General features: G+C 41.0%; 12 protein-coding genes. 8 read left to right on the top strand and 4 right to left on the bottom strand.

All coding sequences use genetic code 11. From position 1 onward, the window contains the following. Window positions 1–19: 19 nt before the first annotated feature. From nrdF to D7322_RS01390, 4 genes are all read right to left on the bottom strand, one after another. The gene (gene nrdF / locus D7322_RS01405; protein WP_121120678.1) at window positions 20–1006 is read right to left on the bottom strand and encodes a class 1b ribonucleoside-diphosphate reductase subunit beta; all 987 of its coding nucleotides are present in this window, start codon (window positions 1004–1006) and stop codon (window positions 20–22) included. A 133-nt stretch (window positions 1007–1139) separates the two neighbouring features. Then, window positions 1140–3245 carry a class 1b ribonucleoside-diphosphate reductase subunit alpha gene (nrdE, locus tag D7322_RS01400; RefSeq protein WP_108634861.1) on the bottom strand — a complete coding sequence of 702 codons (2106 nt, stop codon included), beginning with the start codon at window positions 3243–3245 and terminating at the stop codon, window positions 1140–1142. Continuing rightward, entirely contained in the window at window positions 3205–3612 is a 408-nt protein-coding gene (gene nrdI / locus D7322_RS01395) for a class Ib ribonucleoside-diphosphate reductase assembly flavoprotein NrdI (RefSeq protein WP_104383772.1), read from the bottom strand. Before nrdI ends, nrdE begins: the two co-directional genes overlap by 41 nt. A gap of 34 nt (window positions 3613–3646) precedes the next feature. Next, entirely contained in the window at window positions 3647–3880 is a 234-nt protein-coding gene (locus tag D7322_RS01390) for a thioredoxin family protein (protein ID WP_077437059.1), read from the bottom strand. Window positions 3881–4237: 357 nt separating this feature from the next. On the opposite strand from D7322_RS01390, the gene D7322_RS01385 reads away from it, so the two are divergent. The 8 genes from D7322_RS01385 (at window position 4238) to D7322_RS01350 (ending at window position 17212) form a co-directional block, all read left to right on the top strand. Beyond that, window positions 4238–6640 carry a S9 family peptidase gene (locus D7322_RS01385; RefSeq protein WP_121121240.1) on the top strand — a complete coding sequence of 801 codons (2403 nt, stop codon included), beginning with the start codon at window positions 4238–4240 and terminating at the stop codon, window positions 6638–6640. Window positions 6641–6653: 13 nt separating this feature from the next. Next, window positions 6654–6839: a hypothetical protein gene (locus tag D7322_RS01380; RefSeq protein WP_121120677.1), complete on the top strand. Its 186-nt coding sequence runs from the start codon at window positions 6654–6656 to the stop codon at window positions 6837–6839. A gap of 87 nt (window positions 6840–6926) precedes the next feature. Then, the gene (locus D7322_RS01375; protein WP_121120676.1) at window positions 6927–7796 is read left to right on the top strand and encodes an AraC family transcriptional regulator; all 870 of its coding nucleotides are present in this window, start codon (window positions 6927–6929) and stop codon (window positions 7794–7796) included. Between the two features lie 482 nt (window positions 7797–8278). Beyond that, window positions 8279–11293, top strand: a complete 3015-nt coding sequence (locus D7322_RS01370; RefSeq protein WP_121120675.1) for a SusC/RagA family TonB-linked outer membrane protein — start codon at window positions 8279–8281, stop codon at window positions 11291–11293. A 51-nt stretch (window positions 11294–11344) separates the two neighbouring features. Beyond that, entirely contained in the window at window positions 11345–12970 is a 1626-nt protein-coding gene (locus tag D7322_RS01365; protein ID WP_121120674.1) for a RagB/SusD family nutrient uptake outer membrane protein, read from the top strand. A 139-nt stretch (window positions 12971–13109) separates the two neighbouring features. Next, window positions 13110–14927, top strand: a complete 1818-nt coding sequence (locus D7322_RS01360; protein WP_121121238.1) for an aryl-sulfate sulfotransferase — start codon at window positions 13110–13112, stop codon at window positions 14925–14927. 27 nt (window positions 14928–14954) lie between these two features. Beyond that, the gene (locus D7322_RS01355) at window positions 14955–16166 is read left to right on the top strand and encodes a glycoside hydrolase family 130 protein (RefSeq protein ID WP_121120673.1); all 1212 of its coding nucleotides are present in this window, start codon (window positions 14955–14957) and stop codon (window positions 16164–16166) included. A 140-nt stretch (window positions 16167–16306) separates the two neighbouring features. Then, window positions 16307–17212, top strand: coding sequence for an endonuclease/exonuclease/phosphatase family protein (locus D7322_RS01350; protein ID WP_183078578.1), 906 nt, complete (start codon window positions 16307–16309; stop codon window positions 17210–17212). Window positions 17213–17242 lie beyond the last annotated feature (30 nt).

Below are 17242 nucleotides of genomic sequence, written 5' to 3'. Positions count from 1 at the left end.
TTAGATCTATTGAAAATCCTTATATATCGACAAGCACATCCATTTTGAAGTCATCATCCTTTAGGTGGACGATTTCTGTCGCTTTTTCGTAGTTTGTCGATTTCTTAGAGAAGAAGTCGTGTTGTGTCGTTTCTGTATTCAAGCCATTTAAGACAATTGGGTTGACTTGTTTTACTTCAAAGATCGGATCAAAACCTAAGTTCATCAATGCTTTGTTCGCATTGTAACGAACATATTCTTTCACCTCCGCAGTTAAACCAACTTCCGTGTAGATTTCTTCAGTATATTTCAACTCGTTTTCATACAAGTTATAAAGTAAAGCCAGGAAGCGTGCTTTTACCTGATCTTGATTCTTTAATTTTTTGAATTGATCCTGTGCCATCAATCCGACGAATACACCGTGAATAGATTCGTCAGCGACGATTTTCTTGATGATATCTGCGGAAGCAACCATTTCACCTTGACCACATAACCACAAAGGCAGGAAGAATCCTGAATAGAACAGGAAGGATTCCAACAATACGGAAGCAGCCATAGCCATGTAGATCTCCTCATCGGAAGCATCTTCTTTATCGATAGCGCGGTAATAACCGTCGATCATCTGCGCTTTGTACTGTAGGTATTTATTTTGTTGAACCCACTCGAAGATATCATTGATTTCAGCTGTCGTTGAAACCGTTGTGAAAATAGTGGAATAGGATTTTGCGTGAATGGCTTCCATCATACACATATAGGACAATACAGCTTTATTTTGTAAAGTATCTATGTGGTCGATAATTTTTGGCATACCCGTATGACTCTGCAAGGTATCTAATAGGGTCAAACCACCTAATGCTTTTTTATAGGCATCTTTCATTTCTGGGCTGATACGTTTCCAACTATCGATATCTTTTGATGGAATGTATTCGGTGTCAATCCAGAATTGACGAATGTTTTGTTCCCAGAACATCAATACATAATCGTTCTCGGGAGTATTCCAATTGACAGCTTTATATGTTTTACTCATTTTTATTTTAAAGTATTAGGCATTTATTATCATGTATTTGAAATTCTGATCTGTTGATTAAGCCAAAAGTTGCCGATAACTTGGCAACTTTTGACCTATTCACATTATATATCCAAATACTAAAATCTCAAGATTAGGCTGAACAAGAGACACATTCGTCGATGGTCGATTTTCTTGTCCGTGTGTAATAAAGGGATTTTAATCCCAATTTATGTGCATAGATATAATATCTAGACAAATCTCTTGTGGAGTCTTTCGAATTGGTATGCAAAATTGTAGATACCCCTTGGTCGATATGACGTTGGATGACCGAAATCAATTTCAATACTTTGAACTGATCCATATCATAAGCCGATTTGAAGTAGAAATAGTTATCGTTTGTCAAATATGGCATTGGGTAGTAAGTTGTACTATCACCATATTCACGCACTTCAATAATATCCACAATTGGCATGACCGACGCTGTTGCATTCATGATATAGGATGTAGATTGATTTGGAGCAATCGCCAAACGGTACGCATGGTAGATGCCATGTTCTTTGATTTTTGCTTTTAATTCTAACCAATCTTCAACAGTTGGAACATGTATACCTTCGAACAATTCTTGTACCTTAGCTGTTTTTGGAAGGTAGTCACGGTTCACGTAATTATTGAAATAAGTGCCATCTGCATAGGCTGATTTTTCAAATCCAACAAATGTTTTTCCACGTTCTTTGGCAATTTCCATGGATGCTTCCAATGAATAGTAGTTCATCATCATGAAGAACGTATTGGCAAAATCCAAGGCTTCATTAGATTCGTACATAATAAAGCTTTTCGCAAGGTAACCGTGTAGGTTCATCGCACCAAGTCCTACAGAGTGCAATTCGCGGTTTGCTTTTGCAATTGAAGGTACCATATCTATGTTGGTTACATCAGTGACCACTGTTAGCGCTCGCATCGCTGTTTTCACTGTTTCTTTGATGCGTTTGTTGTCCATCACCGTAGCGATATTCAACGAACCAAGGTTACAGGAGATGCCGTAACGGATCGTATCTTGTTTACCGTAGATCTCGATATCGGATACTTGTGATACCTGCATGATCTCAGTACATAGATTGGAGAATTTCACCTGACCAATTTCATTCAAAGCGTGTACACGATTGGTATTTTCTTTGAAGAAGATATAAGGGTAACCTGATTCTTTTTGTGTCTGTGCGATCTTAACCAACAGGTGACGTGCGTTGATTTTTTTCTTTTTGACATTTGGATTGGTGATCAACTCATCGTACATCTTGTCCATATCCATTTCATCCAAGAATTGTCCATACTCTTGCATCACTGTATGTGGGTAGATCAAATAACAAGGTTCGTCTTTCTCCGCTAGTTCCATGAACTTATCCGGAACAATAATACCGATTGAAAGTGACTTGATACGTACTTTTTCGTCCACATTGATCTTTTTACAATCAAGGAATTCTTCAATATCAGAGTGGAAGATATTTAAGTATACTGCTCCAGCACCAGGACGTTGTCCTAATTGGTTTGCATAAGAGAAGGTATCTTCCATGATTTTCATGATCGGAAGTACACCACCTGCACGGCCTTCAACACCTTTGATCGCTTCGCCACGTGCACGGATTTTGGAGATATTGAAAGACACCCCGCCACCGATAGAGGATAATTTCATGGCTGAATCAACCGCATAACCAATACCGTTCAGGTTGTCCCCAATTTCATCCAAGAAACAGGATACCAATTCCCCAGAGCGTTTTTTACCCGCATTCAAGAATGTTGGCGTTGCAGGTTGGTATTCTTGGTTGATCATGATCTCCGCATATTCAATCGCTTTTTTTACACCTTCTTCACGTGCTAGGAACAGGGATACCGCAACAACGCGGTCCTCGTAGCGCTCCAGGAATTTTTCACCGGAGTCATCACGAAGTGCATAGCTCTGGAAGAATTTGAAGGCTGCCATAAAGGATTCGAAACGGAATTTTTTGGCATACACATAGTTGAATACTTCTTCAATTTCTTCAAATGTAAACCATTGATAAAAATCAATATAATAATTGTTTTCTATCAAATAGTCTATTTTTTCTTTCAGTGTATAAAAGAACACCGTGTTCTTATTTACATATTCCAGGAAATATGCACGAACAGCTTCCTTATCTTTATGTAAGCTGAATTCGTCATCATGCTTAATCATGATTTCATTATTAAGCAATATCCAGTTTTTTGCTACTTCGTTTGCTACCATCGCAAAAGTTCTTTAAGATGTCAATAAATTGGTTTATATCTTCCATTGTTCCGGACAATTCAAATTTGAATGCCAGTGGAATGTCGAAATCCTGTGAAATACGATCAGCTGCCAAACCGAAATTTGGCCCCCAGTTGCGGTTGCCACTTGAGGTTACAGAATAAATGTTTTTAGCTTCTCGTTTCATGAATTCTTTTGTGTTTTCGGGCACTTGTCCAAAATTCGTGGTAAATGTGACCAAATGGCCGGGATGATTTACCTGAAGGTCAGCGCTAATTTTATGGATCTGCCAGCCAGTGATCTGTGCGACTTTGTCCATAAAACGCTGTACGTTACCCGTTCTGGAATCGTAATAAATGTGTATCATGTTGTCGTGTTTGTTTTAATGATACTTCGATTTATTAAAGTGCAATGGCTGCCAATTCTTCTGGTTTAAAGCCAATGATACGGTGTTGAATTTCTTCATCTTCCAATACGATTACTGTTGGTACCGTACGGATTTTGAATTTTGCGGCCAAGTCAGGTTCATCAAAAGGATTAACTGTTTCATATTGGATACCTTTTTGATCCAAATAAGCCGATACTTGCGCACAAGGAGCACAATCGTTTTTCTCAAATTTGATAATTCTTGCCATGTTTGTATGTTTATTTTTTTAATCCAATCTTCGTAGAAAAAGAAAGGTCGTTACTTCGTTGAATTGCCAATTCTTTCATTAGCTTAACAAATATCACATATTTTCTTGCGAAGCGCTAGTTTGACTTTTCCACATTTTGGGTAAAAGTTTGTCATAGGATGCGTTTACTGCTTGTTGGTACTAATAAGTGCTTGATATACTGATGTATATAAATGTGGATAACTTTAAATTATGAAATTTAGCCTGTTTTTTATGAAACTATTCAAGTTTAATTTTAGTGTCATAAAACGACTACAATGCTTGATTTTTTTTCATAAATTTATTACTTTTTATTGCCCTAATTTGCAAAATAAATTTATGAAGAAGCTATACTATGGTCTCTTGCTATTATTGTCTCTAAAAACACATGCGCAAGAGAATATTACCTTTCAAAAACCGACTTCCGAAATTTTGGCCCTGGCCGATTTTGTCCGCCCGCCTCAAATAAAAATGTCAAGTGACAACAAATGGTTGTTATTCACTTATCGGTCAACTTATAAGAGTCTGGAGGAACTGGGGCAGGAAGAAATGAAATTGGCTGGACTACGGATCAATCCACGCACAAATATGGAAAGTTCGACAGTCTTTTACAATAAGATCGGTTTGAAGAAAATCGGACAACAGGTAGAGGATACAGATTTTGTGGGGATGCCGAACACACCCTCCTTATCCAATTTTATATTCTCACCGGACAATAGCCATTTGGCATTTACCAATACAAACGATAATGGGACGGCTTTGTTTGTTCTGGATCTGACAACGAAAACAGTAAAACAATTGACCGCCTACAATTTAAATGCGACGCTGGATGCGCCTTTTCAATGGCTTGGTAATTCAAAGAGATTAATCATTACGGCGTTGCCAAAAGAAAAAAAACCATTACTGGATCCGTCCAGAGATCTGCCCACTGGACCAGTTGTATCAACAAGCGACGGGAAGATATCACAATTGAGAACCTATCAGGATCTATTGAAAAACCCGCAGGACGAACAGAATTTTGAAACCTTGGTACAGTCCAATTTGCAGTTTGTGGATCTGGACGGAACAATTTCCAATTTTAAAGACAAAGGTATCTACACAGGGGTTTCCTTTTCGCCTAACGGTGCCTATGTGATGGTAACAACAATAGCAAAACCTTATTCTTATGTGGTGCCAGCCTCACGTTTTCCGCAACAGACACGGATCTATGATCTATCCGGAAAAGAGATTGCACTGGTTAACGAGGTGCCCTTAACGGAGGTTATGCCCAAAGGGTTTTCTTCGACACGTCCAGGAAGACGGTCTTTGCACTGGCGGGACGATCGGCCGGCAACCTTAGCCTATGTTGAAGCCCTGGATGGTGGCGATGCCAACAAAGCGGCAGAATTTCGTGATGCCCTTTATACGTTGGACTTCCCTTATACGGGTGCAGGAAAGCTGATCTTCAAAACGAAGGACCGCTATGCAGGAGTTGTGTGGGGGAATGATAAGTATGCGTTGGTTTATTCGCAATGGTACGATACGCGTAATGCCAAGACTTTTGTTGTCAATCCTTCGACCGGTGAATCCAAATTGCTGCATGACAGAAATAGTCAGGATGTCTATAACGATCCGGGGAACGTATATCAACAGAAAAATGCGCTCGGAAACTACAGCATGTATATCGATAAAGACAAAGCCTTATTTGTAGGAAAAGGCTTTACAAAAGAAGGTGAGTTCCCATTTGTTGAAGAATTGGACCTACAAACGTTAAAGAAAAAACGATTATATACAGCTGCTGCATCTGAGCTACAAGAGCGGATCGGAGAGATTATAAATCCAAAAACGGGTGAATTACTGATTTCACTTCAATCCGCATCAGTCTATCCGAATTATTACCTAAAAAATATAAAATCGGGTAAACAAGTTGCATTGACAACATTAGAAAACCCATTTAAATCACTTGAAAAAGTTCATAAAGAAATCTTAAGCTATAAACGTAAGGATGGTGTGGAGCTTTCGGGGACGTTATATCTACCAGCCGGCTATGACCTGAATAAAAAGGAAAAATTACCCCTGTTGATGTGGGCGTATCCGAGGGAATATAAAGACAAGAATACTGCAGGGCAAAGTACGGCGAATCCGAAGGAATTTACCTTCCCAAGTTATGGCTCATTTATCTATTGGGTATCCAAAGGCTATGCTGTACTGGATAATGCGGCCTTCCCGATTGTAGGTGAAGGAAAGAAGGAACCGAATGATACATTTATTGAGCAACTGGTCGCCAATGCCGAGGCAGCGATTAATGCGGTAGATAAACTGGGCTATATTGACCGCAAAAAAGTTGCGGTTGGCGGACATTCGTACGGGGCTTTTATGACTGCACATCTGCTTTCCAACTCAAAGCTTTTTGCTGCCGGAATTGCCCGTTCAGGGGCTTATAATAGGACATTAACACCGTTTGGTTTCCAAAGCGAACAACGTAACTTTTGGGATGATCCAAAGTTGTATATGACCATGTCCCCATTTGTCAGTGCAGACCGGATGAAGACACCTTTATTGCTTGTTCATGGCGGAGCCGATAATAATCCGGGAACATTTACTCTACAGACAGAACGTTATTTTCAGGCCTTAAAGAATTTGGGCGCGCCTGTGCGCATGGTGATTTTGCCACGTGAAGCCCATGGCTACGTCGCGAAGGAGAATATCTTTCACCTCCTATGGGAGCAGGATCAATTCCTGGAAAAATACTTAAAGAATTAATTGTTGTGTCTAAATGAAAAATAGGCTGTCTAAAACGCAGCCTATTTTCTTCTTATCTTATAAGAAGAATAAAGTCCCATCAGGTATTTTTCCACTGTACAAAATGAATGGTGATGCATTTTGTACAGTGGAAAATGATGACCGACGCTTGAGTGGCGGGGAGGCAGCAGCTCAAATTAACGGACTGTCGCTGAGTTGAAATGTTTTTTGATAAGAAGGTGGCATTGGTTATGCGTATAATTTTAGTTAAGTTTGAGTAATTTACCAAAGGGAATAAGAACTGATTATGAGACCTGATATATTTCGAGAGAAATCACCATTGTCCGCTGATGACTGCTTTGTGGTCTTTGACAGGCGAAAATCTTCTTTCACTTTTCCGGTACATATCCATCCCGAATACGAGCTCAACTATGTGGAAGGGGCTCCCGGCGCACAACGTATCATTGGTAATTCCATAGAAACGATCGGTGAACAGGACCTGGTACTGATTGCAAGCCCTGAGCTTGAACATGCCTGGAAAGATGGCGAATGCCAATCGAACGATATTCATGAAATCACCATACAGTTTCATCCTTCTCTCATCGAACAATATCTGGATAAAAAGCAATTTACAAGTATACAACAACTTTTGTCAAAAGCATCCCGCGGGGTTGTATTTGGAAAAAATACTGTCGATCGTGTGCTTCCTTTGCTCCGTATATTGACATTAGAGCGCGACGGTTTCTATTCGGTGATGAAGCTGCTTGTCTTGCTCTATGAACTCTCAAAGGGCGAGGATATCCGTGTATTATCCACAGCAACAAATACTGTTTTGAGCAATAGCGAACTGCTTATGGGGCGTCTGCAGGAATATGTCATTGCTAATATCAACAAAGAATTGAGCCTGCCTATGGTGGCGGCGATTATGAACATGAGCAAATCGACCTTCTCTCGCTTTTTGAAATCGGCTACAACATTGAATTTTACAGATTACTTACTTGACTTTCGGATCAACATGGCTGTAAGGCTATTAAAAGAGGAGACTCCAATTGCCGATATCGTCGAGCAATGTGGTTTTAATAGTGTTTCTTATTTCTACCGTGTATTCAAGAAGAAAAAAGGGATAACACCAATTGAATACAGAAATAGCCTGCGGAAACAGCAGATGATTATCTAGCAATCTGGCTGTTACATCTTCTCTTATACGCAGATTCTGCGTACATTCTTTCATACTTACGACAGCAATGGCTGAGTACCGGAAACTTGTCGGGTAGTAACCATACTGTTTGAAAAACGATCACACAGCATTGTCCAATGCTGCGAAATAATTCAATAAAAATGGACTTAGAGTTCAATGAATTGCTGCTGATTTCTTTTTAATGTGTTGTTTTTCAGTGTTTTGATTTTTGTTTTAAGCTGGTGTGTATTTTCATTAACCTCTTTAAATTTTTGGAGTGCGCAATCGTTTGTGTTTATATTTCTTGAGATGCCTTTATCGGAAATATGAATTAAAAGTACAATACAAATGACCTGATCTTGCTATTCCTGACTTCTCCTTTTCTCTAATTTCGTCCTGTAGACCAATAATAGCATACCAATTAAGTATAAACATATTATATACAATCTATCTATTTATTGTAAACCTTAAATACACAAAATATGAAAAAAACAGCTTTACTGCTTTTATTTTCGGCTTATGGCACGTTTGCTTGGGCACAACAATCCCAAAAAGTAAGGGGAAAAGTCCTTGATGCGGATAATAGGCCAGTGGCGGGTGCTACTGTAAACATCAAAGGTGGTGTCGGAGGGACAAAAACTGATGCTGATGGTTCGTTCGTGCTTGATGTTGAGAAAGGGAAGACCTTAAAAATTACCTATGTAGGTATGAAGGAACAGGAGGTTCTTGTTAATGAAGCATCGGCATATAGTATTATACTTCAGTCGGGCACCGACTTGGAGGAAGTTGTTGTTATCGGGTATGGTACGGTAAAAAGAGGTGATTTAACAGGTGCTGTAGCATCTGTTACAGGAAAGGACCTGCAGTCTAATCTAGCTAAGAGTGCTGCTGGCGCATTACAGGGGCGTGTTGCCGGGGTAACGGTATCTAACGCTAGTGGAACGCCGGGGGCAGGTATGAGCATTAATGTCCGTGGGCTAAGTTCTATGGGGAATAATACGCCTCTTTACGTCATTGATGGCGTATTTGGCGATATCAATATGGTGGATCCCAATGATATTTCTTCACTGGAAGTTTTGAAAGATGCTTCAGCTGCTGCGATCTATGGATCTCGGGCGGCCAATGGTGTTGTTATCATTACCACAAAAGGCGGTAGAAAAGCAACTCCAGCGACTTTAAGCGTAAATGCATACACGGGTATTCAAAGCCTTCCTAAAAAAATGGATTTGATGGATGGCCCACAATGGAAACAGTTTCAACAGGATAACGGGTATCTACCAAAAGAAGCACAAAATCTGAATACAAATACGAATTGGCAGGACGAGGTGTTTCATACAGCCCCAGTTAATAAGGTCAATCTCGATATTTCTGGTGGGGGAGAACAGTCTACTTATAGTGTGTCCGGAGGTTACTTAAATCAACAAGGTATCTTGAAGACTACCGGTTATAAAGCTTTCAATCTGCGTACAAAAAATACCTTTAGTTTTTTTAACAACCACTTACGGGTAGGAAATACCTTTTTGATAAAATCAGGTGACCGAAAATTTTCAGACCTGACTATCACAGATATCTTAAGGCAAAACGCCTTGGTACCTATTTATGATGCCAATTTAGTTGGTGGATATGCTACTTATGCGCCGTGGATGAAGAACTTGGACAATCCAGTGGGGATTTTGAACTTATTTAACCGACATGTATATCAGACGGATCTTATGCTCAATGGATACGCCGAAGTAGATTTGTTTGTTAAGGGGCTAAAATATAAATTAAATGTCGGGGTCAACAAGACAACTGGCAGGAATTATAATAAAGGGGATGCCTATACCTATGGTACCGATGTGCGTAAATCTTTTCTCAATGAAAGCGCATTTTTTAACAATCAATGGTTAGTTGAAAATACATTGCATTACGATAACACGTTTGACAAACACAGCATTTCATTATTAGCGGGTTATTCCGCGCAGGAAAACACCAATCGGGGTTTTGGTGCGGGGAGAAATAATCTTCCATTGGGAACTGATGCTATTGATGCTGCCTCTCCGACGGAACAAACGACTTCAGGTAGTCTAAATGAAGCGGCATTGATCTCCCAGTTTGGACGCTTAATATATAGTTATGATAGTCGTTACCTACTTACAGCGACAATACGTCGCGATGGTTCTTCCAAATTCGCAGATGGAGCACGATATGGGGTATTTCCGTCTATCGCTCTCGGCTGGAATGTGATGAATGAGAAATTTTTTGAAACAGCAAAAGGTACAGTAAATGAATTTAAACTCCGTGCCAGTTATGGTCGACTGGGTAATCAGGAAATTGCAAATTACACCACACAAAGGATAACTACTTATGGCATCAATTATTTGCAAGGTGGTACCTGGTGGCAGGGAGCAAGTACCGGTATCAATTGGGTTTCACCGCAAAATCTGACTTGGGAAGAAACAGCGACAAGCAATATTGGATTGGATTTGGCATTTATGCAAAAGAAATTGAACATCAGCGCAGATTATTATGTACGCGAGACAAAAGATATTCTTTTAGGGATCAATCAACCTCCTTCGGCTGGGCTTAAGGGAACTCCGGTGATGAATGCGGGTACAATTAGCAACAAGGGTTTTGAGTTATTAGCGACATACAAGAATTCTGTTGGAGAATTGAACTATAGCATTGGTGTGAACGCTTCCACGGTAAAAAATAAAGTGAAAGCTGTTACAATAGGTAACGTTCAGGAATTTGGTGGTTACAACCCGCAGGGTGAGGGTACAATTACCTGGGCTAAAGTTGGTTATCCAATTGGAGGGTTTTGGGTGATCCAAACCGATGGACTTTTCCAGTCAGATGCAGAAGCACAAGGCTATAAATCTGTGGATGGTAAAGTAATTCAACCAAATGCCGCTGCAGGGGATATCAAATTTGTAGATTATAACAAAGATGGTCGTATTGATAATAATGACCGTCAGTATGTTGGTAGCCCTTTCCCAAGTCTTGCTTATGGTATTCGAGGAGGACTAGACTATAAAGGATTCGATATGACTGTCTTCTTTGATGGCATGTATGGTAATAAGGTTTATAACTATACCCGGGCACGCATGGAACAAACCAATGAAGTGAATAATCATTCTGCCCGTTTATTAGATTCATGGACGCCAAGCAAACCAAATACTGATATTCCGCGGTACACACGGGAGGATCCAAATGACAATAAGCGTCGGGTGAGTGACCGTTGGATTGAGAGCGGAGCTTTCTTCCGTTTAAAAACTATTGAAGTTGGGTATACACTACCTGCAGAATGGCTAAGTAAGGCTACTTTGAAAAACGCACGCGTATTTCTGGCTGGGGACAATCTGTTTACCGTGACAAAATATAAAGGCTATACCCCGGATCTAGGTCAGAGCAACGGTGATAATGGAACGCCATCTGGTGTATTAACAGCTGGTACGGATCATGGTCGGTTCCCATTGGCACGGACTATTATGTTTGGCTTTCAGGCTAACTTTTAATGGATATCGATCTGTTAAATAGATAAATTTTATTTTTTAAATACGATATAGATGAACTTTTCAATAAAAAAATATACAGTTATAGCAGCATCCTTGTTGTTCTTAGGAGGCTGTAAGTCAGATTTTTTGGATCGAACCAATCCGAATTTACCAGTTGAAGAGACTTATTGGGCAATTGAATCCGATGCGCAGTCTGCGATGGCTACGATTTATTCACCAATTCGTTCACAAATGTCAGGCTACTATGGGGCGTACGGTGGTTATCAAACGATGAACAGAGCGGATGATATGTGGTTTCTAAGTGGAGAGGAAGCATTTACATGGGAATATGTCAACTTCCTCAATTCCGCAGGTACCCCAGAAAATGATTTTGGTAGCTTGTATAGCGGAATAAATAGAGCAAATGTGTTTTTAAAAAATATACCGCGTGTTTCAATGGATGAAAACCGAAAAAAAGAGCTGGTCGGAGAAGCTAGCTTTTTAAGGGGAATGTATTATTTTCTGCTTGCGGCTAATTATGGTGATGTGCCGTTAAGAGTATTGCCGACAGACGATGATCCAGATGGTGCGAGCAAACCTGCGTCACCTGAAGCTGAAATATGGAAACAGGTCATTGCAGATTTTAAAATAGCGAAGGACAATCTGCCAATAACACGATCTGCAGCCGAGGCTGGCCGGGTTACGAAAGGGGCTGCGGTCGCCTATCTGGGGAAGGCATTGGTATATACCAAACAATATACCGAGGCCGAAACAGAATTGAAGGCCTTATTGACTGCCCCCTATGCTTATGAGCTGATGACTAATTTTGAAGATAATTTCAAGGAAACAACTAAGCTTAATAAGGAGTCGGTTTGGGAAATAGTTTATGACAGTAAGTTCGGTGGGGATGGAAATTGGGGGGTAGACTGTGCTTCTTGCGCGATGGGGTTTGTGCTGCCTAACTTTGCTGGACCAGATGGTACAGGTGCCTGGTTTAAATTAATGCCCGGGGCAGCTGTTGTTCGTGATTTTATTTCAGAAGAACGTCCCGCAGGTTCAGATACCCGCTTTGATAAACGGATGTACACAAGTTTCTTTTGGAAATATTCAGATTATGAAACAGGTCTTACTGATGGTGCCTGGTTTGGCAATCAGTCTTTTGACCTTATGTGGAGTAATGCTGGACCGAAGCGGCAACGTGGGGAGCCAACTTACCCAACAATTGACGGTAAAACCGGTCGTTTCCTGATTAAGAAATATACCAATTTTTATAGAAATATCGCTGGAGCAAATAGTATGTACGATGCTGCAAACCGGAATAATAACCTTCGTGTATTTCGATTTGCTGAGGTCTTGTTATTGCATGCTGAAGCCTGTGCCAAAAATGGAAATATCGCTGGAGCCGCATCTAGCTTGAAGCGCGTTCGTGACCGCGCAGGTTTAGCAAATAGAACCTGGGCCAATGCCGATGAGTTGATGAAAGAAATCATAAAACAAAATGAATTGGAATTTTTCTTTGAGGGACATCGCTTTTTTGATCTAAAACGGTGGTATACACCAACACAAATGAAACAGATTTTTGTAGATAACAAAAAGCAAGGTGCGAATAATTTCCAGCCCAAACATTATTATCTTCCTATTCCGGAAGGTGAAATCAATACAAATTCAAAAATTCAGCAACATCCATTGTGGCGATAAACGCAGAAAATGCTTACGGTTTTAGTTCATCTGAAACTGTAAGCATTTCAGCTTAAATTTGTCCCCAACCGTAGTAATGGTATTGCGGAATTTTCGCTGTTGGAATATAATAGAAGTTCCATTTTTATAACATATGGGTATGATAACAACAAGAATAGCTAGGACCTTTGCAAATTTGGCTTTATATACCACAACCTTGTTTATACTGTTTGTTTCGTGTAATAAAGATCGGGAGACATCGGAAGCATCAACGGCAAAGCTATCCCTAAATGCAAAAATTGAGGCTGGTGAATTGCTCCTCAACGTCGAGGAGAAAGCAGAAGAGTATGTTTTCAATTTTGAAAAGAGCCGTGTCCATATTCCACAGCAAGAGGTTTCTAACATCAAAGCTGAGCTCGAACGCTGGCGCACCAATCTAACCTTCAGAAATGGGGATAAATTAATCGTTCCGACAAAAGGTACTGCGCTGGATTATATTGTTGAAAAAATTAAGCTCAATCCTTCGGGCTGCAATCCACTCGCGGCTTTGGTTGATGTTTGGCTACCTACTTACGGTCGTGTAAAAGTAACTGTGCAGGGCAAAAATGGTTCCGCAGGAGCAATTACACATTTGTGCTATACCGATATTCCGCGACAAAGCGTGCCTGTGCTGGGCTTATATCCTGATCACGACAATATTGTCGATTTGATTTTTACCGATCGCGAAGGAAACGAAAGAGGGAAAACGACCATACATATCCAGACTGCGGCATTGAATATGCAGGACTTTCCAAGGTGGAAAATAGTAAAAGCCCAAGCCGGTAAAATGGAGCCGGGCGTCAATCTTGTGCATTATCCAGGGCGAAGCGAAGCTGATGTTTCACTTCCATATATGGTTGATCAGGAGGGTGAATTGCGTTGGCTTCTGCAGTTTAAATCATCCCCGGAACTGCAACGGCTCTCTTATTCCATTGGTCTCAAGCGTACTAAAAGCGGAACTTTTATTGCTGGTGACCAATCCCAGCAAAGAGTAGTGGAAATTGATATGTTCGGTAATTTGAAACGTGAATGGGATCTCGCTAAATCAGGATTCGGATTTCACCATGAAATTACAGAGGCTGCCAATGGCAATTTTTTAATAACAGTCACAAAAACGGCCGCGCGTTTAGTTAATGGTGAACCGCGTGTGAATGATCATATCATCGAACTGAATCCCCAGACAGGGAGTTTGGTCATGGAATGGGATCTTGCCAAACAACTGGACACAGCTCGCTATATAAAACCTGATGGTATTACACCACCTGCATTTTCACAGACGCCCAATAATTGGGCCCACAATAATTCTATTGCCGAAATCGGAAATGACTTATTGGCGACTTTAAGATATCAGGGAATCCTATGTTTTAACCAATCTGGGCAACCACAATGGATGATATCTCCACATAAGTTTTGGGGAGCTAAATATCAATCCTTGCTTTTAAAACCTATTGCAGAAGATGGGACACTCATTACTGACCCTGCTGTTATCAATGGGGATGCCAGCACCGCAGGATTTGACTGGCCTTGGGGCCCTCATACTCCGGTTGCACTTGCGGAAGATCGTATTTTGGTCTTTGATAATGGCTATAACCGGAATTGGATTCCCAATTTTGGAAGCGGTACAAATAATTATAGCCGGGTTGTTGAGTATAAAATTGACGCAACTAAAAGAACAGTACAACAACTTTGGTGTTATGGAAAGGAAAGGGGAGTCGAGGCTTTTTCTCAGGCTTTGTCCGGTGTGCAATACCTCCCGCAGACAGGTAATATACTATTCTTTCCGGGCATGGGCGTCAAAACAAGTACCGGGACGGGAGGACGTGTCATTGAGATTAGCCCTAAAACGAAAGAGGTTGTATTTGAGCTGGAGATCACTGCCGGTAGTGGTACCGCATTTCACCGCGTAACACGTATACCACTATATCCCGCGAATTTATAAATAAACTTTTTGAACTTACGTAATTTTATGTCCGAATCCTTTGAACGTCAACAAACTTATATTATCGAAACGCAACGCTTATTATTGGAAAAAACGAATGTCGGTCTGTTGGATATGGGAAAGATTGTCACCCGTTATTTAAATCCTGTTGTTACCAAAGAACATATTCCACTCAGCTGGCGCTATGATTTCAATCCATTGACAAACCCTCATTTTTTGGAGCGAATCGCATTCAACTCAACGATGAACGCTGGTGCACTGCATTGGAAAGGTAAATACCTGTTATTCGTCCGTGTGGAGGGTGTTGACCGGAAATCTATTTTTGCGGTCGCTGAAAGCGATAATGGTGTTGACAATTTTCATTTTTGGGAGTATCCGCTATTGTTGCCTGATTTGGACGAAGCGGAAACAAATGTCTATGATCTGCGGCTCACAGCTCACGAGGATGGTTGGGTATATGGTATTTTCTGCAGTGAGAAGCATGTTCCTGATGCTGCTCCCGGTGATCTTTCAAGTGCGGTTGCTTCGGCAGGAATCATCAGGTCGAAAGATCTGATTCATTGGGACCGTCTACCAAATCTAACGGCAAATAGCCAGCAGCGTAATGTGGTATTGCACCCAGAGTTTGTGGAAGGTAAGTATGCATTTTATACACGCCCTCAGGATGATTTTATTTTGGCAAAAAGTGGTGGCGGTATCGGGTGGGCTCTTGTGAACGATATCAGCAATGCCGTAATCGGTCAGGAAAAGATTATTAATAAGCGTTTTTACCATACCATCAAAGAACTCAAAAACGGGGAGGGACCAGCGCCATTAAAGACGGATCAAGGCTGGTTACACCTCGCGCACGGGGTAAGGGGGACTGCCGCCGGCTTACGCTATGTGTTATACCTTTATCTCACGAGCCTGGAGGATCCAAGCGAATTAATTGCGGAACCGGCGGGTTATCTGATGGCTCCCGAGGGGGAGGAAAGAGTAGGCGATGTCTCCAATGTATTGTTTTCCAATGGTTGGATCATGGACGCGGATGGTACCGTATATATTTATTATGCCTCCAGTGATACGCGGACACATGTTGCGGTTTCTTCGGTGACCAAACTGCTGGATTATTGCCTGAATACACCGGAGGACGGGCTACGCTCTGCGGAATCATTGCGCAAAGTGATTCATCTGATTGATCATAATGCCGCCTACGTGGGTAATAAAAGCAATGGAACGATCGATCGCCTGACAAAATAGGGATAGATGAAGCTGGCCTAGAGGGCATATTTGATCCGGTATCGAGCTCAACTGCCCGGTATAAATGAAATCTTGTGGATTCATGAAAGTTATGGCTGTATGAAATGCAGTAAAAAATGTACGTTGAACAAACTCGTGATATGTTAAAGAAAGATAATATTAAAATCCTGACTCTGATTGGTCTTCTGTGTCTGACATCCTTTTTGTATGCCCAGGAACGGGCGAAGTTGAAAATTATTTCCTATAATATTTGGAACGGTTTTGAAAAGCAGCAGGATCGAAAGGATAAATTTAGTGCGTGGATGAAGAAGGAGCAACCTGATGTTGTGGCATTGCAGGAACTGGTGGACTTTAAGCGGGCCGACTTACTACAATTGGCCAAGACATACGCCCACAACTACGCTGTTTTATTAAAGGAGGAAGGCTATCCTGTCGGTATTTCCTCCCGGTATCCGATCACTGTTGTCAACGCCCGGCTAGATAAATTTTGGCATGGTATGCTGCATGTGAAGATTAAAAACTTAGACTTTATTGTCACGCATCTTAGTCCCTTTTCCTGGCAATATCGGCTGGGGGAAGCAAAACAAATCGCAGAATATTTAAAAAATAATCACCTGGATAGCTGTATTATTCTGGGGGATCTGAATGCCTATTCCCCATTGGATGCCATTTGGCTGGAAAAGCAGTCCTCTTTGAAGGACAATCTCATAAAATGGGACACGGAGCATCCCCAATATGGCAATATGAGAGGGGGGCGATTTGATTATAGTGTACTATCGACTTTTTTGGCCATGGGTTTTGAAGATTGTATCGGACGATCTATATTTCCCGAAATCAAACGTACCAGCTATCCTTCAGCTACGCTTTACAATTGGAAATGGGGAGACCCCAGGATAGCCACGGTTTCTGAACGACTTGATTATATTTTGCTGTCTGAACCCTTAGCATCTCATGCCAAGCAGGTGGAGGTACATAATGGTCCCGCACTTGAGGGGATATCTGATCACTATCCTGTTTCGGTCGTGATTGATCAATTGGAGAAATAGAAATATAATTGTAGATTGCGGATGACCACG

The organism is Sphingobacterium puteale (assembly GCF_003627955.1).
Lineage (GTDB): Bacteria > Bacteroidota > Bacteroidia > Sphingobacteriales > Sphingobacteriaceae > Sphingobacterium > Sphingobacterium puteale.
Note: the sequence above shows the minus strand (reverse complement) of the source record. Positions and strands in the feature narration are given on the sequence as shown.

What these genes read in the sequence shown, in the direction of transcription:
- D7322_RS01370 (WP_121120675.1), top strand. Translation starts at nt 8,279, where the DNA reads ATGAAAAAAACAGCTTTACTGCTTTTATTTTCGGCTTATGGCACGTTT.
- D7322_RS01355 (WP_121120673.1), top strand. Translation starts at nt 14,955, where the DNA reads ATGTCCGAATCCTTTGAACGTCAACAAACTTATATTATCGAAACGCAA.
- D7322_RS01365 (WP_121120674.1), top strand. Translation starts at nt 11,345, where the DNA reads ATGAACTTTTCAATAAAAAAATATACAGTTATAGCAGCATCCTTGTTG.
- D7322_RS01390 (WP_077437059.1), bottom strand. Translation starts at nt 3,880, where the DNA reads ATGGCAAGAATTATCAAATTTGAGAAAAACGATTGTGCTCCTTGTGCG.
- nrdF (WP_121120678.1), bottom strand. Translation starts at nt 1,006, where the DNA reads ATGAGTAAAACATATAAAGCTGTCAATTGGAATACTCCCGAGAACGAT.
- D7322_RS01350 (WP_183078578.1), top strand. Translation starts at nt 16,307, where the DNA reads ATGTTAAAGAAAGATAATATTAAAATCCTGACTCTGATTGGTCTTCTG.
- D7322_RS01375 (WP_121120676.1), top strand. Translation starts at nt 6,927, where the DNA reads ATGAGACCTGATATATTTCGAGAGAAATCACCATTGTCCGCTGATGAC.
- D7322_RS01385 (WP_121121240.1), top strand. Translation starts at nt 4,238, where the DNA reads ATGAAGAAGCTATACTATGGTCTCTTGCTATTATTGTCTCTAAAAACA.
- nrdE (WP_108634861.1), bottom strand. Translation starts at nt 3,245, where the DNA reads ATGGTAGCAAACGAAGTAGCAAAAAACTGGATATTGCTTAATAATGAA.
- D7322_RS01360 (WP_121121238.1), top strand. Translation starts at nt 13,110, where the DNA reads ATGATAACAACAAGAATAGCTAGGACCTTTGCAAATTTGGCTTTATAT.
- D7322_RS01380 (WP_121120677.1), top strand. Translation starts at nt 6,654, where the DNA reads ATGAAAAATAGGCTGTCTAAAACGCAGCCTATTTTCTTCTTATCTTAT.
- nrdI (WP_104383772.1), bottom strand. Translation starts at nt 3,612, where the DNA reads ATGATACACATTTATTACGATTCCAGAACGGGTAACGTACAGCGTTTT.